General features: G+C 62.3%; 25 protein-coding genes. 6 read left to right on the forward strand and 19 right to left on the reverse strand.

All coding sequences use genetic code 11. The annotated features are described in order from the left end of the window. Window positions 1–213: 213 nt before the first annotated feature. Window positions 214–1,695, forward strand: coding sequence for a sodium/proline symporter PutP (putP, locus tag NH396_RS05230; protein WP_176676658.1), 1,482 nt, complete (start codon window positions 214–216; stop codon window positions 1,693–1,695). 143 nt (window positions 1,696–1,838) lie between these two features. Here putP and NH396_RS05235 read toward each other — a convergent pair whose 3' ends face one another. The 10 genes from NH396_RS05235 to NH396_RS05280 form a co-directional block, all read right to left on the reverse strand. Next, entirely contained in the window at window positions 1,839–3,665 is a 1,827-nt protein-coding gene (locus NH396_RS05235) for a glucosyltransferase domain-containing protein (RefSeq protein WP_176676657.1), read from the reverse strand. A 144-nt stretch (window positions 3,666–3,809) separates the two neighbouring features. Continuing rightward, entirely contained in the window at window positions 3,810–4,649 is an 840-nt protein-coding gene (locus NH396_RS05240; RefSeq protein ID WP_253062138.1) for a mechanosensitive ion channel domain-containing protein, read from the reverse strand. A gap of 207 nt (window positions 4,650–4,856) precedes the next feature. Next, a complete protein-coding gene (locus NH396_RS05245) occupies window positions 4,857–5,552 on the reverse strand; it encodes a hypothetical protein (RefSeq protein ID WP_176676656.1) in 696 nt (231 codons plus the stop codon). After that, window positions 5,527–6,726: a hypothetical protein gene (locus tag NH396_RS05250; RefSeq protein WP_176676655.1), complete on the reverse strand. Its 1,200-nt coding sequence runs from the start codon at window positions 6,724–6,726 to the stop codon at window positions 5,527–5,529. Before NH396_RS05250 ends, NH396_RS05245 begins: the two co-directional genes overlap by 26 nt. After that, window positions 6,723–7,157 (reverse strand): GtrA family protein, encoded by a 435-nt coding sequence (locus tag NH396_RS05255; RefSeq protein ID WP_176676654.1) that lies wholly within the window; start codon window positions 7,155–7,157, stop codon window positions 6,723–6,725. Before NH396_RS05255 ends, NH396_RS05250 begins: the two co-directional genes overlap by 4 nt. Next, a complete protein-coding gene (locus NH396_RS05260; protein WP_253062140.1) occupies window positions 7,147–8,289 on the reverse strand; it encodes a glycosyltransferase family 2 protein in 1,143 nt (380 codons plus the stop codon). Before NH396_RS05260 ends, NH396_RS05255 begins: the two co-directional genes overlap by 11 nt. A 480-nt stretch (window positions 8,290–8,769) precedes the next feature. Next, on the reverse strand, window positions 8,770–9,075 hold the full coding sequence (locus NH396_RS05265) for a cyd operon YbgE family protein (protein ID WP_176676653.1): 306 nt from the start codon (window positions 9,073–9,075) through the stop codon (window positions 8,770–8,772). 59 nt (window positions 9,076–9,134) lie between these two features. Continuing rightward, on the reverse strand, window positions 9,135–9,236 hold the full coding sequence (gene cydX, locus NH396_RS05270; protein WP_024951692.1) for a cytochrome bd-I oxidase subunit CydX: 102 nt from the start codon (window positions 9,234–9,236) through the stop codon (window positions 9,135–9,137). A gap of 80 nt (window positions 9,237–9,316) precedes the next feature. Then, window positions 9,317–10,450: a cytochrome d ubiquinol oxidase subunit II gene (gene cydB, locus NH396_RS05275; protein ID WP_176676652.1), complete on the reverse strand. Its 1,134-nt coding sequence runs from the start codon at window positions 10,448–10,450 to the stop codon at window positions 9,317–9,319. Window positions 10,451–10,456: 6 nt separating this feature from the next. Further along, complete coding sequence (locus tag NH396_RS05280) at window positions 10,457–12,073, reverse strand: cytochrome ubiquinol oxidase subunit I (protein WP_176676651.1); 1,617 nt, start codon at window positions 12,071–12,073, stop codon at window positions 10,457–10,459. A 584-nt stretch (window positions 12,074–12,657) separates the two neighbouring features. Between NH396_RS05280 and NH396_RS05285 the strand changes: the two genes are divergently transcribed. The 3 genes from NH396_RS05285 to NH396_RS05295 all read left to right on the forward strand — a co-directional run bounded on the left by NH396_RS05285 (window position 12,658) and on the right by NH396_RS05295 (window position 15,577). Further along, window positions 12,658–13,521 carry a lipopolysaccharide kinase InaA family protein gene (locus NH396_RS05285; RefSeq protein WP_176676650.1) on the forward strand — a complete coding sequence of 288 codons (864 nt, stop codon included), beginning with the start codon at window positions 12,658–12,660 and terminating at the stop codon, window positions 13,519–13,521. Window positions 13,522–13,881: 360 nt separating this feature from the next. Next, window positions 13,882–14,475, forward strand: a complete 594-nt coding sequence (locus NH396_RS05290; RefSeq protein WP_054556795.1) for an OmpW family outer membrane protein — start codon at window positions 13,882–13,884, stop codon at window positions 14,473–14,475. 343 nt (window positions 14,476–14,818) lie between these two features. Next, a complete protein-coding gene (locus tag NH396_RS05295) occupies window positions 14,819–15,577 on the forward strand; it encodes an OmpW family outer membrane protein (RefSeq protein ID WP_253062142.1) in 759 nt (252 codons plus the stop codon). Window positions 15,578–15,708: 131 nt separating this feature from the next. On the opposite strand, the gene NH396_RS05300 is transcribed toward NH396_RS05295, so the two are convergent. Next, on the reverse strand, window positions 15,709–16,704 hold the full coding sequence (locus NH396_RS05300) for a DMT family transporter (RefSeq protein WP_176676649.1): 996 nt from the start codon (window positions 16,702–16,704) through the stop codon (window positions 15,709–15,711). 156 nt (window positions 16,705–16,860) lie between these two features. Here NH396_RS05300 and NH396_RS05305 point away from each other — a divergent pair, with 156 nt between their 5' ends. Then, window positions 16,861–18,567, forward strand: coding sequence for a PLP-dependent aminotransferase family protein (locus NH396_RS05305; RefSeq protein ID WP_176676648.1), 1,707 nt, complete (start codon window positions 16,861–16,863; stop codon window positions 18,565–18,567). 39 nt (window positions 18,568–18,606) lie between these two features. Here the strand turns inward: NH396_RS05305 and NH396_RS05310 are convergent, their stop codons facing one another. Then, window positions 18,607–19,482, reverse strand: coding sequence for a carboxylate/amino acid/amine transporter (locus NH396_RS05310; RefSeq protein WP_176676647.1), 876 nt, complete (start codon window positions 19,480–19,482; stop codon window positions 18,607–18,609). On the opposite strand from NH396_RS05310, the gene NH396_RS05315 reads away from it, so the two are divergent. Next, window positions 19,481–20,047 carry a DUF6314 family protein gene (locus tag NH396_RS05315; RefSeq protein WP_176676646.1) on the forward strand — a complete coding sequence of 189 codons (567 nt, stop codon included), beginning with the start codon at window positions 19,481–19,483 and terminating at the stop codon, window positions 20,045–20,047. The genes NH396_RS05310 and NH396_RS05315 overlap by 2 nt on opposite strands. A 139-nt stretch (window positions 20,048–20,186) precedes the next feature. Here the strand turns inward: NH396_RS05315 and NH396_RS05320 are convergent, their stop codons facing one another. From NH396_RS05320 to NH396_RS05350, 7 genes are all read right to left on the reverse strand, one after another. After that, window positions 20,187–20,870, reverse strand: coding sequence for a carboxylesterase (locus tag NH396_RS05320; protein WP_176676645.1), 684 nt, complete (start codon window positions 20,868–20,870; stop codon window positions 20,187–20,189). 211 nt (window positions 20,871–21,081) lie between these two features. Beyond that, complete coding sequence (locus NH396_RS05325) at window positions 21,082–21,906, reverse strand: haloacid dehalogenase type II (protein WP_253062144.1); 825 nt, start codon at window positions 21,904–21,906, stop codon at window positions 21,082–21,084. Window positions 21,907–22,429: 523 nt separating this feature from the next. Beyond that, a complete protein-coding gene (locus tag NH396_RS05330) occupies window positions 22,430–22,696 on the reverse strand; it encodes a hypothetical protein (RefSeq protein ID WP_176676644.1) in 267 nt (88 codons plus the stop codon). 514 nt (window positions 22,697–23,210) lie between these two features. Then, window positions 23,211–23,543 carry a hypothetical protein gene (locus tag NH396_RS05335; protein WP_176676643.1) on the reverse strand — a complete coding sequence of 111 codons (333 nt, stop codon included), beginning with the start codon at window positions 23,541–23,543 and terminating at the stop codon, window positions 23,211–23,213. Between the two features lie 124 nt (window positions 23,544–23,667). Beyond that, window positions 23,668–24,000: a hypothetical protein gene (locus NH396_RS05340; protein WP_176676642.1), complete on the reverse strand. Its 333-nt coding sequence runs from the start codon at window positions 23,998–24,000 to the stop codon at window positions 23,668–23,670. A gap of 90 nt (window positions 24,001–24,090) precedes the next feature. Beyond that, window positions 24,091–24,423, reverse strand: coding sequence for a hypothetical protein (locus NH396_RS05345; RefSeq protein WP_043335406.1), 333 nt, complete (start codon window positions 24,421–24,423; stop codon window positions 24,091–24,093). An 85-nt stretch (window positions 24,424–24,508) separates the two neighbouring features. Next, the gene (locus NH396_RS05350) at window positions 24,509–24,850 is read right to left on the reverse strand and encodes a hypothetical protein (protein WP_107335218.1); all 342 of its coding nucleotides are present in this window, start codon (window positions 24,848–24,850) and stop codon (window positions 24,509–24,511) included. Between the last annotated feature and the right edge of the window lie 705 nt (window positions 24,851–25,555).

The following is a 25,555-nucleotide window of genomic DNA, read 5'->3' on the forward strand; positions in this document are numbered from 1 at the left end:
GGGACGGACGAACGTCAGAAGATTCGTTTATGCGCTAATCTGAACGTACAAGATTGGCAGGAACTTGCGAGAGCCGCCGCGACATGGCCCTCGAAGGACGTTCGATGCATGACGCAGGACTCCCGGTGACGGTCTGACAGGAACCGTCACTGGCAGTAAATCATCACGACGCTCGCCGTCCGACAACAATAAATGCAAAGGATTTACTCCACGATGGTCGATAACAGCCCCACCATACTCATCACGTTCGCAATCTATCTGGCGGTGATGCTCGGCATTGGCCTGCTGGCCTACAAGCGCACCTCCAACATGTCGGATTACATCCTGGGTGGCCGTTCATTGGGCCCCTGGACATCCGCCATTTCCGCCGGTGCGTCTGACATGTCCGGCTGGCTTCTTCTGGGCCTGCCCGGCGCTGCCTACCTCAGCGGCCTGTCCGCTGCCTGGATCGGCATCGGTCTGCTGGCAGGTACCTGGCTCAACTGGCTGATCGTCGCCAAGCGCCTGCGTATCTACAGCTTCGTCGCCAGCGACTCGCTGACCCTGCCGGATTACTTCGAGAAGCGCTTCCGCGACAACTCCAAGATGTTGCGCGTCATCTCGGCCGTCTTCATCCTGCTGTTCTTCCTCTTCTACACCAGCTCCGGTCTGGTGGCAGGTGGCAAGCTGTTCGAGACCGTCTTCGGCCTCGACTACACCATCGCCGTGACCGTCGGTACCATCGCCATCGTGTCCTACACCTTCTTCGGCGGCTTCCTCGCCGTGTCGTGGACTGACCTGATCCAGGGTCTGATGATGGCCGCGGCCCTGATCGTGGTGCCTATCGTGGCACTCACCGACATGGGTGGCGTGGCAGAAGCGACCTCGCGCATCACCGCCGAGAACCCGCTGCTGCTGGAATGGTTCCGTGACGCCTCCACCGGCGAAGCGCTGACCCTGGTCGGCATCGTCTCCTCACTGGCGTGGGGCCTGGGCTACTTCGGTCAGCCGCATATCCTGGCGCGTTTCGCGGCCATCCGCAGCGAGAAGGACATCGGCGCGGCACGCACCATCGCCGTCGTCTGGTCTGCACTGGGTCTGTTCGCGGCCATCTGCATCGGCCTGCTGGGTCTCGTCTACGTGCCGAAGGACCTGGCCGACAGCGAGAAGATCTTCATGGTCATGGTGAACTTCATCTTCCACCCGGCGGTTGCCGGCGTGCTGCTGGCCGCCATCCTGGCTGCCGTGATGTCCACCGCTGACTCCCAGCTGCTGGTGTCGTCCTCTGCCCTGGCCGATGACTTCTACAAGGCGCTGTTCAAGAAGGATGCGACCCAGTCCGAGCTGGTGTGGGTCGGTCGCTTCGCGGTGGTAGGTATCGCCATCATCGCCTGGATCCTGGCGCTAGACCCGAACTCCAGCGTGCTGGGTCTGGTGTCCTACGCCTGGGCCGGCTTCGGTGCTGCCTTCGGTCCGGCTCTGATCATGTCGCTGTACTGGCGTCGCATGAACCGCTTCGGCGCGCTGGCCGGCATCATCGTCGGTGGCGTGACCGTGGTGGTCTGGAAGCAGCTTTCCGGTGGCATCTTCGATCTCTACGAGATCGTGCCGGGCGTCATCTTCGCCTACATCGCCATCTACGTGGTCAGCATCATGAGCGCAGCACCGGCTGATGAGGTCACCACGGAATTCGACAAGGTCGAGAACCACGCCTGATCGAGGTGTGACAGGACACTGTTGAAGCCTGTACCTATTGCCGTTCATATCGGCAATACGACAACGCCGCCCCTCGGGGCGGCGTTGTCGTTCATGGCAACTGGTCCTCACTGATTCACGCTGTCATGGCTCTCTCATATGGCCTAATCACATTGGCGAGGCTTGCGAAAATCGATCACCCAGACGCCCTCTTGCAGTGACAGCCCTGGCGATTGCACTTGCGACAGCACTTGAGATTGAGCGGATGAAGGGGCTGAGGACTGACTGGTGAGCTGATCGGAGGCCTGACTGACAGCATCGCCCGGCGCACAGGGCGACCGCGCTTGCAGGCGTGCCTTGAGCGCCTCATCGCGCAGCAAGGTCACCGCACTGGCGCCCACCAGGCGCAGCCGCACCACGGCCCAGTAGTTGTCGGGCGTGAAGGCGGCGACCAGATTCTGGCCCACGGCCGCCACCTGCTGGCGAGCGACCCGCGCCAGTGGCGCTACTGGCGCCTCGCCCAGCACCAGTACCGGCAAGGCATCGCGCGGCTGGTAGCGCTCGGCATCGCGGGGCGAGTCCAGCGGCAGCCCCTGTTCCCGAGCCTGAGCTACCAGGGTGCGGGCCAGCTGTGTCTCATGGGCCTGCTGGGCGGCCAGCGCATTGCTCCAGGCGGCGAAGATCACCTCATGGCGCACCAGCAACAGGCAGGCGACGATCAACAGGCACTGCATCAACGAGCACTGCCTCAGCCGCCGCCAGACAGGAGGCTTGCGCTGCGTGGTGGCCGTTTCCGTCATGCTCGGCGTTGCGCCGGCACTCGCTCTCGCACTCAGAACCAGCATCAGGGCACCGCCCAGCAGCGGTCCCCAGGCGATCAGGGTGCGCGAATGAAATACCGGCTCGGCCAGCAACAGCATCGGCCCCCACAGGGCGGGAGCCAGCAGCAGCGCCCACAGGGCCCAGCTCATGCGCTGCAGCGATAGCTGGCGCGCCGAGCGAGACCTGCCCTCGGGTGCGCCAGTGGCTCCCTGTCGGACAGGCGCGCCGTGAGGAAGGAGTCGCAACAGCGCCGCCCCGGCCAGCAGCGCCAGACTGAGCAGCAGCGTGACCTGCCCCAGCCCCTCACGCAGCGCGCCCAACGCCACGTTAAGGTTGTGCTCGAGCCCCGCCAGCAAGGCCTGAGGGTCGGCGAAGGGCAGCATCTGGCCATGCTGCTGACTGTACTCCCCCGCCACCAGCAGCCGCGTGATGGGCAGATAGAGCAGCAAGGCGACGGCGGCCAGTGCCCCACGCTGCAACAGCATCCGCCAACGCGACCACAGTGACGTGCTGGCAGCGCCCGCGAACAGGGCTTCGAGCAGGCTCAGCACCAGAAAGGCATTCAGGGCCGGTTGATAGCAGCACAGCGCCAGCAACAACAGCAGCAAGGCGCTCAGCGGTGGCTGCCAGGCCTGCCATAGCCCTCGTCTTTCGTTTACCCCGCCGGCCTGCTCTCCCTCTGCTCTGGTTTTCCCGCCAGTACGCAGCACCAGACTGGCCAATATGGCACTGGCCAGCGCCACACTCATCGGCAGGCTGTCGAAGGCGTAACTGAAATTCTGCAGGGTGAAGGGCGTCAGCCAGATCAGCGCATTGCCCACGACGCAGCCCGCCAGCGAGAGCCCCGGCAGCCATCGCCACCAGGCCAGTGCCATGCTCGCCGCCAGTCCCCAGGCCGCCAGCTGCGGCAAGGGCGCAACATTGACCAGCACGTCGCCAAAGCCCAGCAGACGCATGATACCCTCGGCGGCCGGGCGTGCATTGAGCATCCAGCCGAAATAGCCATCCAGCGCGCGACTCATGTCATCCAGATACAGCGCACGCGTGGCAATCAGCGGCACAAGCCCGAGGCCGATCACCACAAGACTGGCAAGCAGAATGCGCCATGCCTGACGCCGTCTGGCATCAGCAGCATCACACGCTTGGGACAACGACTGCGACCTTGTCATGCACTGGACTCCCGATCAGAACGATACCCAGGACGGATGACGTCGAGAGTACCTGACTCGGGGCGCGATGGAATGCCCCGACGAAAGCCCATCAAAAACGCCACCCGAGGGTGGCGTTGTCGACATGCTTACGTCTTGCGGGAGTTACTCGGCCGGCGTGCTGGCCTGATGGAAGTGCACATCGCGCTGCGGGTAGGGAATGCTGATGCCGCGCTCATCGAAGGTCAGCTTGATGCGTTCGGTCATGTCCCACTTCAGCGCCCAGTAGTCGGAGGCCTTGCACCACATGCGGAAGTTGAAGTTGACCGAGCTGTCGGCCAGCTCCGACACGGCGATCAGGTGAGATGGCTCCTTCATGATGCGCTCGTCACCGGCGACCAGCTCCTCGAGCACCGCCTTGACCTGACGGATGTCGTCGTCGTAGCTGACACCGACGACCAGGTCCAGACGACGCGTCGGCAGCGCCGAGTAGTTGGTGATGGTGTTGGACATGACGCTGGAGTTCGGCACGGTGACCTTGCGGTTGTCCGGCGTCACCAGACGGGTCTGCAGCATGGTGATCTGATCGACGCTGCCGGCGGTACCGGCGGCTTCGACGTAATCGCCCTTCTTGAACGGACGCAGCGTGACCAGCAGGAAGCCCGAAGCCAGATTGGACAGCGAGCTCTGCAGCGCCAGACCGATCGCCAGACCCGCCGCACCCAGCGCGGCGATCATCGAGGTGGTATCGACACCGAGCTGGTCCAGGGCGGTCAGCAGCACCATGACCACCAGGATGGCGTAGGCGATCTGACCGACGAAACCGGCCGCTGCCTCGTCCATGCTCTTGCGGTGCAGCAGCGAGGTCGCCCACTGGGTCAGACGCTTGGCGACCCACATGCCGAAGACCAGCACGGCCAGCGCCGACAGCAGGGTTCCGCCCCATTGCAGCCCTATCTCGAACAGCTGACTGGTATCCATGGGAATGGCATTCAAAAATTCCACGACAACTCCTTGAGCATCCCTTGCGTGGCAGTCAGCAGACTACCGGGTGCTTTATCGTTATAAGGCACGAGGCGTGCGCCGGGGACGCACTGACACTCGGCCGAACGGATTATTGGGTATTCACGCGCGCACAATCTACCTGACTATTGGCGTCACGTCAGTGCTCTTACCGCTGAAGCAGCACGCCCTGCCAGGCCATTCATCCATTCAGGGCTGTGCCCGAGCGGGCGTCAGTCCCAGCGGTGAGCGCAGCGTCAGCGCGTCCAGACGCAGGCCCACGGGAAACTTGTTGGCATCCAGCCCCACATCGCGCGGCGCAATGGGCGGCGGCCCCTTGAGGGTCAGGCTGAAACTGCCATCGCTCGCGATCAGCGCGGCGGGCACCTCGACCTCGAAGCGCTCATAATCACCGCCCACCGGCCAGCGTGTGACGGTCTGCTCTTGGATCATGACTTCCACCGGCAGCGCGGTGGCCGAATCCGGGAAGCGTGACAACTCAAGCGCCACGACCACGGCCTGCGAGCCTGCCGGCGAGACCTCGGGCGCCACCCGCAGGCGCAAGGTAACCTCCGCCAGCCGCGCACTGACCGGCACGTCTGGCTGGGGCGAGTAGAAACCGGCCCACAGCACGCCGCAATTGCCCAGCGGCTCGCCCTTGCGGATGGAGTAGCGCTCACCGGGCGTCAGTACCGGCACCTCGCCCATCGGCCGGTAACAGGTGGTGGCATGCTCGATGAAGTAGCGCCGGTAATGATCATCGACCCTGGGCGTGCGCGCCAGCCACAGCATGGTGAGTTCAAAGGCCAGCACCACCACGGTGGCCAGCAGCCACCAGATCCGCTGGCTGCGGCGCCTGCGTGGCGCGCCATACAGGGCATCAGACGAGCCAGAAGACGGCGTCATACCAGTTCTCCACCAGCCAGAGATTAGCGAGCGCACCCAGCATGACAAGGCCCCAGGCCAGCGTGCGTGGCAGACGAGTGAGCAGGTCATGGAGGGCCAGCACGAACACCGGCATGCCGATCATGTAGCGCGGAATGGCGTCCAGCCCGGTCGCCAGCGGTATGAACAGCGTGAAGCCCGCCAGCCCCATCTCCAGCCAGCGCCGCTGCAGGCCCAGCCAGCCGATCAGACCGACACCGACCAGCGCCATGCTCGCCTGCCACGCCGGACGCAGCGTCTCCGGCGCGCTCTGCCAGTAGCTCAGTCCTTCAATGAGGTTGATGAGGGGGTTGCCCATCTCACGGCCCCAGGAAATCTGCACATGGCTGAAGGCCAGCGCGTCGCCTGTGCGGTGATAGAGCAGCGCCATGAACAGAAACAGCCCCAATGGCCCCACCACACCGATCAGCAGCCAATCGGGCCGCCGCCACAGCTCGGCGAAGGCCCGCAGGCGCAGGCGCGCCACAAGTTCGATTCCCATCGCGATGACCCAGAACACCCCGGTGGCGCGGGTCATCGACAACAGCAGCGTCCAGAGCATCACGCGGCCAGTGCGCTGACAGCGCCAGTCGATCAATGACGCCAGACACAGCAGCCAGAACAGTGACTCGGAATAGAGCGCGCTGAAATAGAAGCTGTACGGCATGCTGGCCACCAGCCACACGAACAGCAGCAACGGCGCGCCGGGACGCGTGATGGCCAGATAGCGACAGCCCAGCCCCAGCGCCACTGCCAGCAAGGCATTGCTCAAGAGCACGCCCATCAGTTCGGGGTCCAGCTGACCGCCCAGCGTCACCAGCCACAGCAGCGCCGGATAGAGCGGGAAGAAGGCCCAGTTGGCGGCGTCGCCATCACTCATGCCGCGCGCCTCGATATCGTAGCCGCGCGTCATGATGCCCTTGAACCAGCTGCCATCGAACTGCGCCATGGCGTGCAGATAGCCGTGATCGCCCCACAGCGCGATGGCGATCCAGACGGCGCGCGTTACCAGCAGCGCCAGCAGGATATGCCCCCAGGGAATGCGCACGGCCTGCGCCCGCGCGAGTGCCTCGGCAGGGGGTGGCGTCTCGGCCGCCAGGGACTTGAGGCGCTCTCCCAGCGCCGAGCGCGGTCCTGCGGTGACACTGTCATTCATGCAGGGTCTTCCTTGAAAGCCCACAGCCGTGAGGCCATATAGGTCACGATCGGCACCGAGAGCGTGGCGATCGCGATGGCGACGAAGCCCGACAGGTCCAGCCCCTGCATCAGAAGGGCCAACAGGCCATTGTTGAGCGCAAAGCCGCCCGCCGCGACCAACCCGAAGCGCCAGGCACTGCCCTGGCGCTTGAAGGTCAGCCGGCGATGGCCGACCAGCGAGACCTGAAAGGCGACGCAGAAGGCAATGATATTGGCGATGAACTCATTGAGCTGCGGCCACAGGAACAGCAGCAAGGCGGCGACGCCCAGGTGCACGCCAGTGGCGGCCAGCCCGACCAGCCCGAAGCGGGTCGCGGTGCCCGCCTCCTCCCTGGCGCGCGCAGTGACTGACCTGTCGGACTCGCTGACACCTTCACGATCAGGGCTCAAGTGATTCACCTCGCGACGCATCGCGTGGCCCACCGCGCACGACTCGCGCAGTGCTCAGGCCGCTGTCGAGCCCCCTGTCCGGTGACACGCTGCCCGGCGGGCTGTCGTGCAGGCTGTCATGGTCGATCAGGTAAAGCGGACGCTGCTTGGTTTCCATGAACAGGCGACCGAGGTATTCGCCCAGCACGCCGATCGAGATCAGCTGCATGCCGCCGAAGAACAGGATCGCGACCATCAGTGAGGCATAGCCCGGCACATCGACGCCGAACAGCACCGTCTTGCTGATGATCACCAGGATATAGAGGAAGGAAAGAGCGGCGACGACACTGCCGATATAGGTCCAGACCCGCAGCGGCCAGGTCGAGAAGCTCACCACGCCATCGAGGGCGAAGTTCCACAGCTTCCAGTAGTTGAACTTGGTGGTGCCGGCCGTGCGCGACGGGCGCTGGTAAGTGACGCTCACCGAGCGATAGCCGGGCCACGAGAACAGGCCCTTCATGAAGCGGTTGCGCTCGGGAAGGCGCCGCAGCGCCTCGACGACACGGCGGTCCAGCAGGCGGAAGTCGCCCGCATCGCGCGGTATCTCGGTGAAGGTCAGGCGGTTGAAGATGCGGTAGAACCAGCCTGCCGTCTTGCGCTTGGTGGCGGTGTCTTCAGGGCGCGCGGCGCGCACGCCATAGACCATGTCGTAGCCGGCCTGCCATTGACTGATGAACTCGAGGATCACCGCTGGCGGGTCCTGCAGATCGACATCCATCGGCACGATGGCATCGCCGCGCGCCTGCTCGATGCCCGCGGACATGGCCGCTTCCTTGCCGAAGTTGCGTGTCAGGCTCAGGTAGCGCACACGAGCGTCGCCGGCTGCCGCGGCCTCCAGACACGCCAGGGTGCCGTCGGTCGAGCCATCATCGACGAACAGCACTTCAAGATGCGGTACCTGCGAGCCCAGTGTCTTCTCGATGGCCTCCAGAAAGAGACCGATGGTCTCCTCCTCGTTCATCACCGGCACTACCAATGACAAGACCCAGTCACCGGAAAGGCGTCGCGACATGTCGCGGGGAATATGCCCCGACGAAGTCGAGGACTGCCTGCCAGACGTCTGGCCGCAGGATGCATCAGCTAAGGACCGCATGGTATTTCCTCCATCGAGAGCCCCGTCATTCATGCACGCCAGGGCGTCATCATCTGACAAAATGAGAATGAAGAGGACACAGGGGCTGCACCAGCGCCTTGCCAGACACTCTCCCGCTCTCGATCGGTGCCTCTCCTCCCTCCGCTCCATTACCTCTTGGGGCCGAGGGCGACGATTACAACGCAGCGTCAATGCTGACGGTGACCCGCGCGAACGGACCTGCCAACTGCAAGAATCCGTGAAAAGCCCCCGCACGGCGCCAGACATCGGCAAGGGCTTGCGAGGGGCAATGAGCGCGACACCACCTCGCTGCGTTATAGAGCCTGCGGCCTCGACAAGCAAAGCCTGAATCACTCAAGGGCTCGCAAGCCATGCCCATGAGCCATGCCCTCGAGCCATGCCTTTAGCCCTAAACAAACACGGCCGCTCCCTGGAGCGGCCGTGTTTGTTTATGTAATGAATGGAATCTGCGCAATCGCGTTACTGGCTGGACGCGAGGACCACCAGCGTGATGAGCAGAAGACACCAGTTCAGCGGCGCCCCCAGCAGCCAGGCGCGAGTCGCATGGCGCGGCACCAGGCCGACGCCATGCGTGAAGCCGGCGCCCAGCCCCCAAAGCGCGACCAGCAACATCAGATAGCGCGGCCCTGTCTGCATCGAGGCTATCGCATCCGGCCCCAGCAGCATCCAGATGGCCACCATGGCAGACAGCAGCAGCGAGGCCAGATGGGCAGGTCGAGTTCGGCACCAGGCCGGTGGTCGTGAGGCGTACCAGGGTCGTGACATCAAGCTCTCCTTGATCGGAACGGTCAGCGGCGCAGAAGTAACGTTGGGGGCCGCCTCACTCAATCATCGTCAAAGGTGTGGGTCTGCTCAAGCCACAATGCATTGATGATGCCCGCGAAGCAGGCCAGCAACACACCGAGAATCCAGGCGAAATACCACATGGTGTCGTCTCCTGACGAAGGCACTGCCCTCGCCTGTTGATAGCAAATGGGAGCAATTGGCTCAGCTAGCTCAACTCAACTCAATACAGACTGTGACCGTCCTGCTCGATATGCGCGACGGTGACGCGACGCCACATCTTCACGTAGCACCAGGTGGTGTAGAGGATGATGGTCGGCACCATCACCAGACCCGCCACGGTGACGATGGAGAGCGTCAGCTCGCTGGAAACGGAATCCCACAGCGTCAGACTGGCCTCGCTCATGCGCGAGGACGGCACGATGAACGGGAACATGCTGATGCCTGCGGTGGCGACCACACCTCCTACCCCGACGGAGCTTGCCGTGAAGGCCGCGCCGCCCTTGCGGCGAGCCGACAGCACCATCGCGGCCAGCACACCGACCACCGCGCTGAGCGGGGCCAGCAGCGTCAGCGGCTCACGCGCATAGACATCCAGCCAGCTACCCGGCCCGACCTGCTTGTCGAGCAGCTTGAGGGCCGAGGCGGTATCGCCCATCTGATCGATGCTGTAGCCCATGCCGGACAGCCACACCCACAGCCCGCCCAGCGCGAACAGCCCCAGCGTCAACAGGCCCAGCGGCTGCACCAGACGCGCGCTGCGTGCGGCGACGGCCTCATCGGCACGTGCCACCAGCCAGGTGCCGCCATGCAGCATCACCATCACCACGGACAGCGCGGCGCACAGCAGAGCGAAGGGGTTGAACAGGCCCAGGTAGCTGCCGGCGTAGCTGGCACGCATGAACTGATCGACTTCCAGCGGCACGCCCTGCAGCAGGTTGCCGAAGATCAGCCCGAAGAAGGCGGTGGGAATCAGACTGCCGGAGACGATGCCGCGGTCCCACCAGCCACGCCACTGGGTATTCTCGAGCTTGGAGCGGTAGTCAAAGCCCAGCGGACGGAAGAACAGTGAGAACAGGATGGTCAGCATCGCGAAATAGAAGCTGGAGAACACGGCGCCGTAGACCACCGGCCACACCGCGAACACCGCGCCGATGGCCGTGACCAGCCATACCTGATTGCCGTCCCAGTGCGGGGCCAGGGTATTGATCACCACACGGCGCTCGCTGTCATTGCGGCTGACCAGCGGCATCAGCATTGCCGCGCCCATGTCCATGCCATCGGTGATGACGAAGCCGATCAGCAGCAGCCCCACCGCCACCCACCAGAACAGCTTGAGGATCTCGTAATCCCACATGATCCGTTACTCCTTGAATGACAGCGAAGGATTGAGTGACATGCCGTCATTTTCGGACATGGCGCCATGGTGGATGCCGCCACGCTCGAAGTGATAGCGACCGGTGTGCAGGGAAGACGGCCCCTTGCGTGCGAAGTGGAACATCAGCCACATCTCGATGACGAAGAACAGGCTGTAGAAGGCCAGGAAACCACCGATGGACCACCACAGGTCGGACTCATCCAGACTCGAGGCCGCCATGAAGGTCGGCAGGATCTCCCCCACCGCCCACGGCTGACGCCCGAATTCGGCCACGAACCAGCCAGTCTCCACGGCGATGAACGGCAGCGGGATCGACAGCAGGCAGATCCACAGGAAGGGACGCACGTCGAAGCGATGCCTGGCGGTCATCCACACCGCCGCGATGAAGATCACCAGCATCGCCATGCCGCAGGCGACCATGATGCGAAACGAGAAGAACATCGGCGCGACCGGCGGAATCGAGTCGGCGGCGGCCTTGTCGATCATCTCCGGCGTGGCATCAGACGGAGTCTCGACGTAGCGCTTGAGCAGCATGCCGTAGCCGAGATCATCCTTGACCGCATCGAAGGCCTTGCGGGTCGCGATGTCATCCTGGCCATCACGCAGCTGCTGGAGCAGGTCATAGGCCTGCATGCCATTGAGGATGCGCCCGCGGTGCTCCTCGGTCAGCTCCTTGATGCCGGGGATCTCGGTATCCAGCGAGCGCGTACCGATCAGGCCCATCACATAGGGAATATGGATGCCGTAATCGGTGTGCTGGGTCTCCTCGTTGGGCAGGCCGATCAGCGTGAAGGACGCCGGTGCCGGCTCGGTTTCCCACATCGCCTCGATGGCGGCCATCTTGGCCTTCTGGACATCTCCGACCTCGTAGCCGGACTCATCGCCCAGCACGATCACCGAGGCTACCGAGAACAGGCCGAAGGCGGCGGCGATGGCGAAGCTGCGCTTGGCAAAGCCCAGGTCACGCCCCTTGAGCAGATAGAAGGCGCTGATGCCGAGCACGAACATGGCGCCGGTGACATAGCCTGCCGACACGGTATGCACGAACTTGGCTTGGGCGACCGGGTTGAAGATGACATCCGCGAAGCTGGTCAGCTCCATGCGCATGGTCTCGAAGTTGAAGGCCGCACCGACCGGATTCTGCATCCAGCCGTTGGCGATCAGGATCCACAGTGCCGAGAAGTTGGAGCCGAAGGCGACAAGCCAGGTCACCATCAGGTGCTGACGCTTGCTCAGGCGGTCCCAGCCGAAGAAGAACAGGCCGACGAAGGTGGACTCGAGGAAGAAGGCCACCAGGCCCTCGATGGCCAGCGGCGCACCGAAGATGTCGCCGACGTAATGCGAGTAGTAGGCCCAGTTGGTGCCGAACTGGAATTCCATCGTCAGGCCCGTGGCCACGCCAAGAGCGAAGTTGATACCGAACAGCTTGCCCCAGAACTTGGTCATGTCCTGGTAGACCTGCTTGCCGGTCATGACATACAGGGATTCCATGATGGCCAGCAGAAAGGCCATGCCGATGGTCAATGGTACGAACAGGAAGTGGTAGAGCGCGGTCATGCCGAACTGGAACCGCGACAGCTCCACGACGGTATCGGAGATCATGTCTTAACCCCTTTACGATAAGGCGGACGGTCAGGCGCCGTCCCTGCATGCGCTTGCCACCGACGCCGAAAGGACACATCAGGCCGACTCTCGCCGGCAAGCACACAGGCAATGGCACCGTGGCACCAAGACCTTGGTCGGCATTGTCTACCCTCCCGCGCCAGCCTCCAGATGTCAGGTTGTCGCACTCACCGAGCGAATGTCGCACCCTCCACCTCCGCCAAGTGCCTGTCGTCACAGGACAACTCCGCTGCAAGCCGCATGGATGCTGGAGCGACGGACCTCGCTGGCATGGCGCCAACTCAACGCTGACTCCTCGCCCCCCTGCGCGCGCTGCGACCATCGACCACACTGCGACGTTCAACCACGCTGCGACCGACTGGCGCACCCAAGCGGCGCCAGCGCCACGCTCAAAACCATCACGCCTTCACGCCATTGCCGCAGTGGGAAGGAGAGTTTTGTGCCGCAGGCCTGTCACTTCCCCAGCAGGCTAACTATCATGGCCACTCATCGCAGCGCTCACCGACAAGGATTGCCAGTGGACGCTTACCGCCCATCACCCGAGACCGTGATTCCTACCTGACATGACGCATCGCTCCCCCGTTCATCCTTCTGCTGGTCATACCGCCACCACCAGCCCCAGCGCCACGGCGCCGCGCGGCCACGGCGATTACTGCGAAGCCGGGCTTGCCCGCCTGCTGGAGCAGCACGACCTCAATAGCTTCGATGCCCTGTGGCAAGTGGCAGCCCACGACGTCGACGCGCCGAATCGTGAACGCGGCGGCGTCTCGACGGTTTCGCTGCTGACACTCGAGGATGAGGACGGCAACAGTCATCGCCTCTATCTCAAGCGCCAGACCAACCACCTGGGCCGCAGCCTGGCGCGACCGCTGGGCGAACCGACCTTCTCTCGCGAATGGCGTGCCATCCGTCACTATCACGCGCTGGGGATACCGGCAGTGGACGCAGGCTGGTACGGCGAGCGGCGCGCAGGCCGGGAATGGCGCGCCATCCTGATCACCTTCGGTCTCGCCGGGCGCGATGATCTGGATCACTGGCATCAACGCTGGGCGGAACTCGATACCGGCATGCGCTCCCAGATCATCACCGCCAGCGCTCGCCTGGTTCGCGAGATCCATCAGGCTGGCCTGATGCATGGCTGTCTGTTCCCCAAGCACATCTTCCTCAGTCGCCCGCCGAGTGAGTCGCCGGACAGCACCTGGCAGATGGACGCCGTCATCATCGACCTCGAGAAGACGCGCCGCTTCGTGCTGCGCCGCCACGAGTGCCTGCGCGATCTCTACGTGCTGTGGCGCCGCCTGAAGGGCTGGCAGCACGATGAATGGCGACAATTTCTTGCTGTCTATCGCGATGCGGATGCGCAGAGCGCCGAGGTCAGTCAGTGGCTGAAAGAGCTGGAAGCACGCGCCGCACGCAAGCGGCGCTGAGCCTGCAGATGCCGGTGACGATCATTGGCGCAGTGAGTACTGACCTCGCGCACGGCATGCGACCAAGGTCCTGGTCACCTTGCACGAGGATGAATGAGGATGTCGCTCGAATGCGTCACCACAAGTCTCATTCGTGAGACATTAAACTTCCCTGAAATAATCAGTAACATCCGCCAACAGGACGCCTAAAAAGTTCTCAAACAACGTTCTAAAAAATGCTTGCCAAACAGAACACTGTTTTTTATAGTTTGCTGCGTCCCCTGATCGACGCAGCCACGCAGAGCACACGGCCCACGCCGTAGGGTAGCGAGGCACTGCCGACAGGCAGCTTACGAAGCCAAGCTTCAAGGAGAACTACACATGAAAGCTATCAAGATCCTGACCGCTACTGTTATCGCCGGCACCATGGCAATGGGCGCACAATCCGCCATGGCCTATGGCAAGGGTGATATCTTCCTGCGCGGTGGCGTTGCCAAGGTCGACGGCAAGAGCAACAACGGCAACGGTCTGATCGCCAAGGACGAATCTGGCTTCGCCGGTTCCGTGGGCTACATGTTCCACGACAATCTGGCCATCGCCCTGCAGTCCACTGAAGAATTCAGCACCGACTGGGAAAACAGCGCCGGTGGTTTCGATCAGATGCCGATCAACCTGATGCTGCAGTATTACCCGCTGGGCGGTACTGAAGCCCGCGTCCAGCCGTACGCTGGTGTCGGCCTGAACTACACCCACTTCTCCGGTGAGTCTGCCGGTGGCCAGAGCATGGACATCGATGACAGCTACGGCGCCGCTGCCGAGCTGGGTGTGGACCTCAAGATCACCGAAGCCTGGGCCGTCAACGGCTTTGCTCGTTACGCCGACGTCAAGGCCGATACCAAGATCGCCGGTCAGGACGTGAACGACACCGAGCTGGACCCGGTCACTGTCGGTGCCGGTGTCACCTACCGCTTCTAAGTCCTTGCGCGAGGCGTGAACATGCCTCCAGCGAGTACCTGGCAAGCCATGTGATGCCACGTCATGAAAACGTCAGCGATGGAGCTCGGCAACGCCGAGCCGTCCAGGCGCCAGATGGGCATCACACACAAACGCCGCAGACCTTTGGGTCTGCGGCGTTTTCGTTGTGGAAAGCCAACGGCTACATGGCCGATCTTCGCCGGCGCGGCGCATAAATTGACCTGGATCAACCACGCCCCTGACCGGGCAAGAACGCCCGTAAACTCTTGCCCCAGATCAAATTTCTCGAAACTCGGCTACCTAGAATGAAGGCATTGCTTCCCGCCACCCTTCAGGAGCCATCATGTCCGACGTCGCCACTCGCTCAGCCTCCCTCCCCGCGCGCTTGACTTCGCGTAGCCCACGCTCTGCAGCACGCCCGTGGCAGCTTCTGGCACTGGCAGGCCTCACCAGCCTCGCGACTCTCGGCGCCGCACCGACCATGGCCGCCGACTCGCTGAATGCCAGCTCCCACGGCTCTCACAGCTCTCACAACTCTCTCAGCTCTCTGAACTACGGCGCCGGTCAGTTCTGGACGCGTGCGGGTGTCGCCAAGGTCTCGCCGAAGAGTGACAACGGCCGCATCGATGCCATCGGTGCCGGCGTGGATGTCGATGATGACAGCGCCTTTGCCTTCACTCTCGGCTATCGCTTCACCGATACCTTCGGTATCGAACTGCTGGCGGCGCAGGATTTCGACCACGACATCTCGCTCAATGGCCAGAAGGCCGGCTCCGTCGATCACCTGCCGCCGACTCTGACACTGCAGTACTATCCGCTTGGCGGACGTGAATCGCGCATCCAGCCGTACATCGGCGCGGGGGTCAATTACACCCACTTCTCCGATGAAACCCTCGACGATGGCACCAAGCTCGAGATGGATGACAGCTGGGGCGCGGCCGCACAGATCGGCGTCGATCTGGTGATTAACGAGCACTGGGCGGCCAACGTCGCTGCCTGGTATCTGGATATCGATTCCGATGTCACCGTGGCAGGCAGCGTCAACGACAAGGTCGAGATCGACCCCATCGTGACCATGGCCGGGATCAGCTATCGCTTCTGATCAGCCACTTCCTGGCTAGCACTTCTGACTGGCCAGAGACGACAACGCCCCGCCAGCCCATCTCGGGCCGGCGGGGCGTTGTCCTTTTTTATCTATACGCTGTGCGTGGTGAGTAGTGCGCTCGGCACGCATCAGCGCGACGCGGCTTGCCCGCTGTTCGTTGCCGAAGCTTCAGAAGTTGCTGAAGCTGTTGAGCCTGGGGGCATCGAGGCTGAAGGCGCTGACGGCGTGGCGTCCTCCGCCGGCGCCTTGCTCGCCATGCCCGGACGCGGGCGGTCCAGCACCAGCCCCAGCACCACCAGTGCCGCGCCCGTGACCATCAGCGCGGTCCACTGCTCGTCGAACAGCCACCATGCCATCAGCGCGGCACACGGCGGCACCAGGAAGAAGGTGCGCGCGACCTGATGGGCCTCGCCCCGCTCCAGCATCAGCATCAGCAGCCAGATGGCACCGACCGAGATGGCGATCACCAGCCAGGCCATGGTCAGCAGCAGACGCGGCGTGGGGTCAAAGGCAAAGCTGCCGACACTGGTCGCGGCGACGACGAATACCGCGCCCGCACCGAGATACTGGAACATCAGCCCCTCGACCAGCCCCATGCGCCCGGAGACCCGCTTCTGCCACAGCGTCGAGCTGGACACGCCGATCAGCGCCACCAGGCACCAGACAAGCCCGATCAGCGGCCACTCCAGGGTGCCCGCACCGTCCCTGGCCAGCCCTGCCCCCAGCACCAGACTGACGCCGATGGCGCCACAGCCAAGCCCCGCCCACTGCCTGACCCCGAGACGCACGCCGAACAACGGCAGCGACAACGCCGCCGTCACCAGTGGATGCAGGCTGACCAGCAGCGCCGTCAGGCCCGCCGGCAGCCCCGCCTTGACCGCTGCGAACACGCCGCCCAGGTAGGCGCCATGCAACAGCATGCCGATGCCCATCTGCGCCAGACGGTCATTGCGCCGGCCCCACTGACGCGGCTTGCGGCGCAGCCACAGAATCAACCCCAGCACCGGCAGCACCAGCAGGCTGCGCACCAGCAGCAAGGTGAAGGGTTCAGCGTCCAGGGTACCGAAGCGCGCGGCGATGAAGCCGCTGGCGAACAGAAACACGAAGCAAAGTGGCATCCACATCACGCAGACTCCAGCGAGAGAAATGACAAGCGGGCGGCCCATAGGCAGGTGCAGGACGTGCACCGACGGGACCACGACATGAGCCTTCAGCTTGCCGCGACCCCTCAAGGGGGCACAAGATACAGATAATCACCAATTCAAGGGGTACAGACAGGCATGTCATCCGCCGAGCACGCTTCGTCCGCCAGCCGCCCTTCGCTTGCCGGCGACGCCATCAACTCAACCACCAGCTCAACCGCCAGCTCAGGCGCCACAGCCGCGACGCTGCCGCGCTATCAACAGCTGGTCGAGCGACTCAAGGCCCAGATGGCGACGGGCAAACTGAGCGCGGGACAGCGCCTGCCTTCGCTCAGGCGGCAGGCGGCGCAGGCGGGGCTCGGCCTCAACAGCGTGATCCGTGCCTATGGCGAGCTGGAGGCGGCGGGCCTGATCATCGCCGAACCGCGTGCCGGCTATCGGGTCGCGCCATCGACGCAGGCTGCTCACGACACGGATGACCTGAATACCGGCTCACAGAACAGCCCGACTTCATCACGCCACCCTAGGGAGTCGCAGCACGGGCAGCGGGAGTCACATCACAGGCCGCGCGCCATCACCACACTCACCATCAGTGACCCGGCCTGGCAGGCGATGGCGAATGCCAGTGATCCGCGCCTGGCGCCGTTGGGCGCCGCTCATCCGGAGCTGGACGCCCCCGCCGTGCGCCGCCTGTATCGTCTGGCGCGCACTCAGCTCGGGGCGCATGCCCAGCACCCCAGCGCCTATGCCCTGCCGCCGGGCTCGAGCGCGCTGCGCACTGCCATCGCCCAGCACCTCAGCCACCACGGCCATCCCTGTGACAGCGATGCCCTGTTGATCAGCCAGGGGGCGCAGCATGGCATGTCACTGCTGCTCGGCCAGCTGCGTGCCACTAAGGGCCGCTGTCGGGTCGGCGTCGAAGCGCCGGGCTATTTCGGTATCGTGGCCGCCATCGAAGCCCAGGGTCATCAGGCGATCGCCATTCCTGCCCGCGCGCACCAGGGACTTGATGTCGCGGCGCTCGAGCGTCTGCTCGAACGTCATGATGACAAGACGCCCGCCCTGACGCTGGATGCGCTGATCGTGACCGCGGATGGCCATAATCCCCTGGGCGGACAGCTGAGCACGCCAGATCGCCACCGCCTGCTGGCACTGGCGGCACGCCACGCCATCCTGCTGGTCGAGAACACCACCTTTGCCGAGCTGAGCTTCGATACCCGCCAGCCGTGGCTGGCCGACCTCGCCCACCGCCATGCCGACAGGCCGATGCCTGCGCTGATCAGTCTCGGATCATTTTCCAAGACGCTGGACCCCCGCACCCGCTGCGGCTGGCTGTGGCTGTCACGACCCGAGCAGGAGTCACCACTGGGGCTGCAGGCGATGATTCGGGCACGCTGGGCCAATGGCATGGGCGACATGCCGTGGATGCATGCCGCCCTGAGCGAACTGATCACCAGCGGGGATTACGGCCGCCACGTGCAGCGCATGCGACGCTGCTATGCCAAGCGCCTGGAGCGTCTGCGCGCGCACCTGAGCGCAGCGTTGGGCGACAGCGTCTGGCTGCCACCACCAAGTGGCGGCTATCTGCAATGGTGTGGCCTGCCAAGCCTTGAGGCGCGCCAGCTGGAGCAGTTGCATCAGGACCTGCTGAACGCAGGCATCGCCACCCTGCCCGGCAGCCTGTTCAATGTCGAACAATCGGGCCTGCGTCTGAATGCAGCCCAGCTCGGCGAGGAAGCGACTCAGAACGCTGCACGGTCCTCTGACGAGATTCCCCGCCAGCAGGACATACTGGCGCGCCTCACCACTCACCTGCAAAAAGCCCTCGCACAGGGCGAGGGCTGATTGTGATGCGATGTCTGGATTTCCTTATGGCGCAGACTTTCAGGCCATGCGCAGCGCCTGCTCGCGGCGACGCGCCCACATCTGGTTGATCACCAGTGCCGCCACGATGACCGCCCCACCCAGCGCCAGACGCGCCAGGTCGGCGTCGCGGTTCCAGATCAGCAGATTGACCAGCAGGCCCGCCGGTATCAGCGCGTTGTTCATGATCGCCAGCGTGCCGGCATCGACTCGCGTCGCGCCCTTGTTCCACAGGAAATAGCCCAGCCCCGAGGCCACGATGCCCAGCCAGCCCAGCACCACGAAGTGCACCGGCTGCGACGGCAGCTTGTCGGTACTGCCGAACAGCAGGAACATCACGATCACCAGCGCCAGCGCGCCGAGATAGAACCAGCCGAACACATGGCGATGGGCGACATCCGCCGGCAGCTGCGGAGCGACCTGACGGTAGGCCACCTGCCCGATGGCAAAGCACAGATTGGCGCCCTGCACGACCGCAAAGCCGAGCCAGAAGCCGTCACTGACCCCGTCGTAGCGAATGATCGCCGCACCCAGCACCGCAATCGCGGCGGTCAGCAGGTAGAATGGCGACAGGCGCTTGTTCATCAGGTCATCGAGCAAGGTGATGTAGATAGGCGTGAAGATGGTGAACAGCAGCACTTCCGGCACGGGCAGCAGCAGGAAGGAGCGATAGAAGAAGATGTACATCAGGCCTAGCTGGATCGCGCCGATGGCCATCAACTGGAAGCGCAGACGACCGCTGATCGCCCGCGGGCGCATGAACGGCGCGAAGATCAGGCACGCCAGCGCGATACGCGTCAGTACGGCCAGATAGCTATCGACCTGACCAGACAGATAGACGCCGATCAGGGAAAACGAGAAGGCCCAGAGGGCCGTGACACCAATCAGGTAGGACATGACGAGTAAACCCGGTAGCCAGAAGAAGTTGACACCAATTGTAACCCTCTATGCGCTGCTCGCGCAGATCCACCGGCTGGATTTTTCGTCACGCTCCGGCCCGGCCTCGCGCAATGCCTGGTCTGGCCAGGGAAGCGGCGAGGTGACGGTCACCCACGAAGCCCCAGATTCCCCCCACGACGGGGCACGGCAAGCGGCTCAGCAAGAGGCGGAGAGCGTGGTATTTCTCGAGCAGGGCCAGTTCCAGCTCAAGGGCCAGTCATCCAGCGTCAACTTCCACAACCGCTATCGCTGGCAGCTGGCTGCGGATGGCGAGGCGCTGTCGCTCAGTCATGAGCGTCGTGGCCGCGATGCCGCCGTCTTCCTGTTCGACCTGGTGGCCGACAGCGCTCGAGGCGAAGACCACTTCGTCAGTCGTGAAGCGCATCTGTGCATCGATGATCTCTACGCCGCCACGCTGGTCATCGTGCGCGATGAGGCGGGCAATGCCCTGGGCTTTGATCTCGACTGGCGCATCACCGGCCCGCGCAAGGATGAACACCTCGCCTACCGCTATCGCTGCTGAGCGCGACCAGCATCTGACATGAGCGCTTTCGGCGCATGACGGGGCCGCTGGCAGCACACGTAAACGCCGCTGACGAATCACTTCGTCAGCGGCGTTTTTGCTCTGGCAGTCGATACTGACAGTCGTTCCTGACAGTCGATCAGGCCAGCAGACGCGCCTTGAACCACTCACCGATCGCCTCGATTTCCTCGAGACACACGGCGTGCGCCATCGGCCAGGTCTGCCATTCCAGCGGATGACCCAGCGCACGCGCACTCTCGGCGCCCGCCTCGCCCAGTGCCAGCGGCACGATATCGTCGTGGGTACCGTGATGGACACTGATGGCCAGGCCCTGATTGGCGGCGCTCGGCGCAATGGTCGCGCTGGTCGCGAAATAGGTCGAGAGCGCCAGCAGGCCGCCCAGCGGGCGCTCGCAGCTCAACGCCGCCTCATAGACCACCGCACCACCCTGGGAAAAGCCGGCCAGAATGATACGCTCACTGGCGATGCCCTGGGCGATCTGCTCCTCGATCAAGGCATGCACGTAGGCCGCGGATTCACGCAGCTGCACCTCATCGACACGCCGCCCGAGATTCATCTCGAGAATGTCGTACCAGGCTGGCATGCGCATGCCGCCATTGACGGTCACGGCCAGTTCGCGCGCATGCGGGAAGACGAAACGCACGCCGTGATTCTCGGGCAGACCCAACGCAGGCACCACGGGCACGAAATCACTGCCGTCAGCCCCCAGACCATGCAGCCAGATCACGCAGGCATCCGCCTGGGCGCTCGGCTCGATGATCTGAGGGGCACGGTGGCCATGCTGCTGTGATGCGTCACTCATATTCAGCTCCGGTTGGTAAAAAGGGGATTGCCGCCCAGCCTACCATTGACGCCGTCATCTGCCATGCGGTGAGACTGGCAATCTCAGCCTGAACAGGCAAATTGCCCTGTCACTCGACGCCCGCCAGCCTCACCAATGCCATAAACGCCATGATGACAGAATATCTTCAGCACCCGTCAATCAAGGGGTCTGTCAATCAAGGGTTCTGATGCTATTGCAGAATGTCGGCCAGTTCGTTCACATCCTTCACGACGTGATCCGGCCGCTTTGACAGCGGGAACAGGGCCTTGCCCGGGCGGGCGATGAACGTGGTCTGCAAGCCCGCCTCCTTGGCGCCGGCGACATCCCAGCCATGTGCCGCGACCATCATGGCTTCCTCGGGTTCGACATCCAGCTTGTCCAGCACCCATTCATAGGAACGCAGGTCCGGCTTGTAGATCTGGATATCTTCAATGCTGTAGCGCGCATCGAAATACGGCAGCAATCCCGCATTTTCGAATTGCGCCTGGACGCCCTTGTTGGACGAGTTGGTCAGACTGACGATCTTGTAGCCTTCAGCCTTCAGCCTGGCCAGACCTTCCTTGACATCAGGGTGAGGCGGGAGTGTCAGCAACGGGGTGATGATGGCCTTCTTCGCCTGCTCATCCGTCAGTTCGACACCGTTGTTCTCCGCGACCACCCGCAACGATGCGACACCGATCTGGCCGAAGTCGTGGTAATCCCGGGTCACGGTAGACACCAGAGAATAATGCAGCATGGTCGAGAACCACAGAGGCAGCAGGTCTTCTCTTCCCCCCAGTGCCTCACCGACGGAACTGCGCATCGAGGCAAGATCCAGCAGCGTTTCATTGACATCGAAGATCAGCACCTTGGGCTTTTCGACGACATCACCCGCCATCACACTCCCTGACATCAAACCAACACCCAACATCAATGAACCTGCCACTTTCTTGAGTTTTCCGCGCACCATCATGGGCCTCCACTTGATTGATATCATGGCATCCTGACTCGAAATATCCGACATGCAGGCCAGCAATCAACAACGTTTAATCACCGTGATACATCATGACATCCATACTGTGAACTGCCGATGAATCTTTACGAATCATCTGGAAAACCCTCAGCATATTGCGGTCACCAAGCAAGACGACATGCACAGAGTCGACCAGCCACTTGCTGTGCCTTTCTGGAATCCGGGCATAAAAAACCCGCCATGGTGGCGGGCAATGAATGTCGGGACAGCGACACCCAGGACAGGAAAGCGTTTGAGAAAGGGTTTTGCCACCAGGTCGTTCTAAAAGGGATGGTGGAGGGGCCCAAAGCCCTTGCTCAAGCGTTCTGCTCACTATCCAAGTGTCTCTACGTCTGGGATATTCCCTTTCGCTCTCCCTGAATTTCGGTAGTCACTGGCTTGCGCATCAGTGCCTACGCCTTCGATCGTCGGTGTATAGTAATTCAATCAGCGGCAATCAAATCACAGCGCTTCGATTGTTACGCAATGACAACTTGCGGCATGAAGTCGTGTGAACCGAGTCGTGTGAACCGTCAGCATCGAAAGCTCAGCGATGGTCAGCGTCGATATCGACTGCACCATGCACATCACTATCGGCAAACACATTGCCACGGCTGGTGATCAGAATGTCAGGATTTGCGGCGTAGCGCTTTTCGCTCTTCTGGTAATCACGCACTTCGCTGTGAATGCCGTGAGATTGAGCACTATTGAATCGCACGTTACTGCTGTCATCAGTGCTGATATCGGCACTGGCCAGACCGCTGATGGCGAGGGCAAACGCTGCCAGACCGTGAGTCATGAATGACTTGATCATCTTTCTATCCTCCGTTCATTTTCACTATCGAGTTGCCATGGAGTGACACATCATTGATCACTTCATGTACTGCGTATATCCAGGCGGGATATCTATCAGAGTTGATAACTGAAATTACCCACGTGAACAATTATCAAAGACCATCAACAAGCACTACCCACAAGGATGCGGCTTACGATGGCACGCTATTCAGGTTTTCCCATGGCGTGGCCCTTCTACGTCATCGTATGAGCCACGGGGCGTCGCTGCGCGGTATGACTCCCGACAGATACCGGCCATTTCAGGAAGGATCTGACTGTCGTTTCACTTCGCGACGAGATGTCTCCAGACTCTCAGTGACACTGCTAAGCGACTAGCTTTTTCACGTTCTGGGTCTTCGAGCTCTTACTATTACTACTTCCGTTCCGGCTGCTGCTCATGACGGCACCTGTCGCGGAGACGCTAGAGTCAATTGCTGCCATGCATGGTCACGAATCAGAGCGGGGCTCAGACAATCTGAATTAGACAACCTGGCTCAGACGCTTTCGCTCAGCGCATGCTGAACGCGAGTCGCGGAAACGCTCTTGCCAGCATCGTTGACGAATTGCTGGGCGTCGGACGCCAAGGTCTCGCGCTGACCTTCGATCACAACATCGTTCAAGGAGCTTTCGACACGGCCCGCAGCAACGCTCATGCCGGTATCGGCAAAGGTGGCTTGCTCGGCGGCGGCGGACTGAGCCTGGCCGTGGATGCTGGATTCGCTGAGCGCAGAGCGCACCTGAAGGTCAGCGACGCTGTCTGCAAAGGCAGCACCGGTGGCAGCAACGGAAAGCGCGGTGGCGGCGATGAGGGTATTGAGCAGTTTCATGAGATATCTCCAGTGAAATCTTTTGTCGGGTCAACTGGGCCAACCGGATCAACAACATCCACCAGGTCAGCCAGGTCGCAAGCAGGGTCTGTCTTGGGTGCCGTCAGCGTGACGGCGCGACGCATCAGGCGTTGTCGTTCAGGGCATGCTCGACACGTGACGCGGCAACGCTCTTGCCGGAATCATTGACGAACTGCTGGGTGTCGCGAGTGACCTGCGCCTGCTGGCCCTTGATGGTCTGGCTGTTCAGCGCCTGCTCGACACGGCTGGCTGCAACGCTCTTGCCTGCATCGGTGATGGCCTGCTGCTGAGTGGCTGACTGCTGGGCCTGACCGTGGATCACGGATTCACTGAGGTTGGCGCGAACCTGCTGGTCGGCAACGCTATCGGCATTGGCGACGCCAGTGGCGGTCACGGACAGGGCAACGGCGGCGATAAGGGCATTGAGGGTTTTCATGAGATGACTCCAGAAAAAGTGAATAGCGAATAGATAAAAAGGAGATCAGTACTGCTGTGGTCCTGGGGTCATGAATCAGGACCTTCAGACTCAGGCGTTGTCGTTCAGCGCATCTTCAAAGCGTGATGCCGCGACACTCTTGCCATTGTCGTTGCTCAGGCTCTGGCCGCGGGAGACGGCGTGCGTCTGTTCACCCTTGATGGTATCGGCGTTCAGGGACTGCTCGACACGGTTGGCAGCGGCACTCATGCCGGACTCGGCAGCATTCAGCTGCGTCGCGGCAGGCTGCGCCTGGCCGTGGATGACCTGTTCGCTCAGTGCGGCACGCACCTGGGCATCGGCAACACTTTCATCAGCGGTGGCAACGCCGGTGGCAGCAATGGAAATGGCAGCGGCGGCGATCAGGGAAGTCAGGGTTTTCATGATGATTCTCCAGAAATGGGCAAGGTCGAATGTCAGGTGAGGCGCTGTTCGGGGGTCACTGAGTTGTCAGCGTGACCACTCTGCTTCAGGCGTTGTCGCTGATGTGCTGCTGAACGCGACTGGCGGCGACGCTCTTGCCTTGATCATTGACGGTGGCGTTGGCCTGGGACACGGCAGCGGTATCGACACCGCGGATGTGGTCAGCATTGAGCGCCTGCTCAACGCGACCGGCAGCAACGCTCATGCCCGTTTCGGAGAAGCTCTGCTGGCTGGTGGCAGCCGGCTGAGTCTGGCCCATGATCTGCTGGCTGCTGATGGCGTTCTGGACGCGCACGGCAGCAGGGCTATCGTCGGCTGCGAATACGGAGGTGCTGGCAGTGGCGATGGCGACGGTAGCGATCAGAGTCTTGAGGGAAATGTTTTTCATGGTGTATCTCCTGGTCCTGGTGCGGATGCTTCCGCTTTGAGTCGTTGTCAGTCAGTGATGGAGTGGTTTGCTGACCCCTGTCCGGGCCCTGGCTTTCACTGACTGTGTTGCGTGCTGCGCTTCGATGATTAACAGACTAATGTTTATGCTGCGTTCAAACTAGCCGTGCAACTGGAAGCTCACTGTTTCTCTTTGAGCAACGCTACTGGAAACGAATTTCCTTCCGCAGCGCCTGACCCTCCTGCCCCTCTCATCACCAATAAAGCTATTGCAGCGGTTCTGTGAAAGACTTGTACAACATGGAGAGTGCAAGAATTTCTTGTTTGCGTGCTGGCCATCCCCTTGCGCGGCGCTTCGGCCTGGCAGATCACTATCGACGTTGGTTGAGGAAGACAGTGACTCACCCACCACCTTGGTCGAACATGCTGCACGCTGCAGGGTGTGTCTTGCTGTGCTGATGAGTTATACGTCGCCACAGCAGAACTGGATGCCACAAAAACAGTAAAATGCGTATTTTTCTTTTTGATTTGGCTGAGACGCCTGAAAACAGCGTCCAGCAGCAAGAAATTGTGCACATCAACCTTTACGAATATTTATTGACCGATTGTTCAGGGTGTGGATCTTGCCCCTCACACTGTCAGTCGATGACGCCTTGCCCACTGATGTCGAGTAGATTCATGTCGCTCGACAACCAAGAGCTCTAGG

Source organism: Cobetia sp. Dlab-2-AX (assembly GCF_024124625.1).
Classification (GTDB): domain Bacteria; phylum Pseudomonadota; class Gammaproteobacteria; order Pseudomonadales; family Halomonadaceae; genus Cobetia.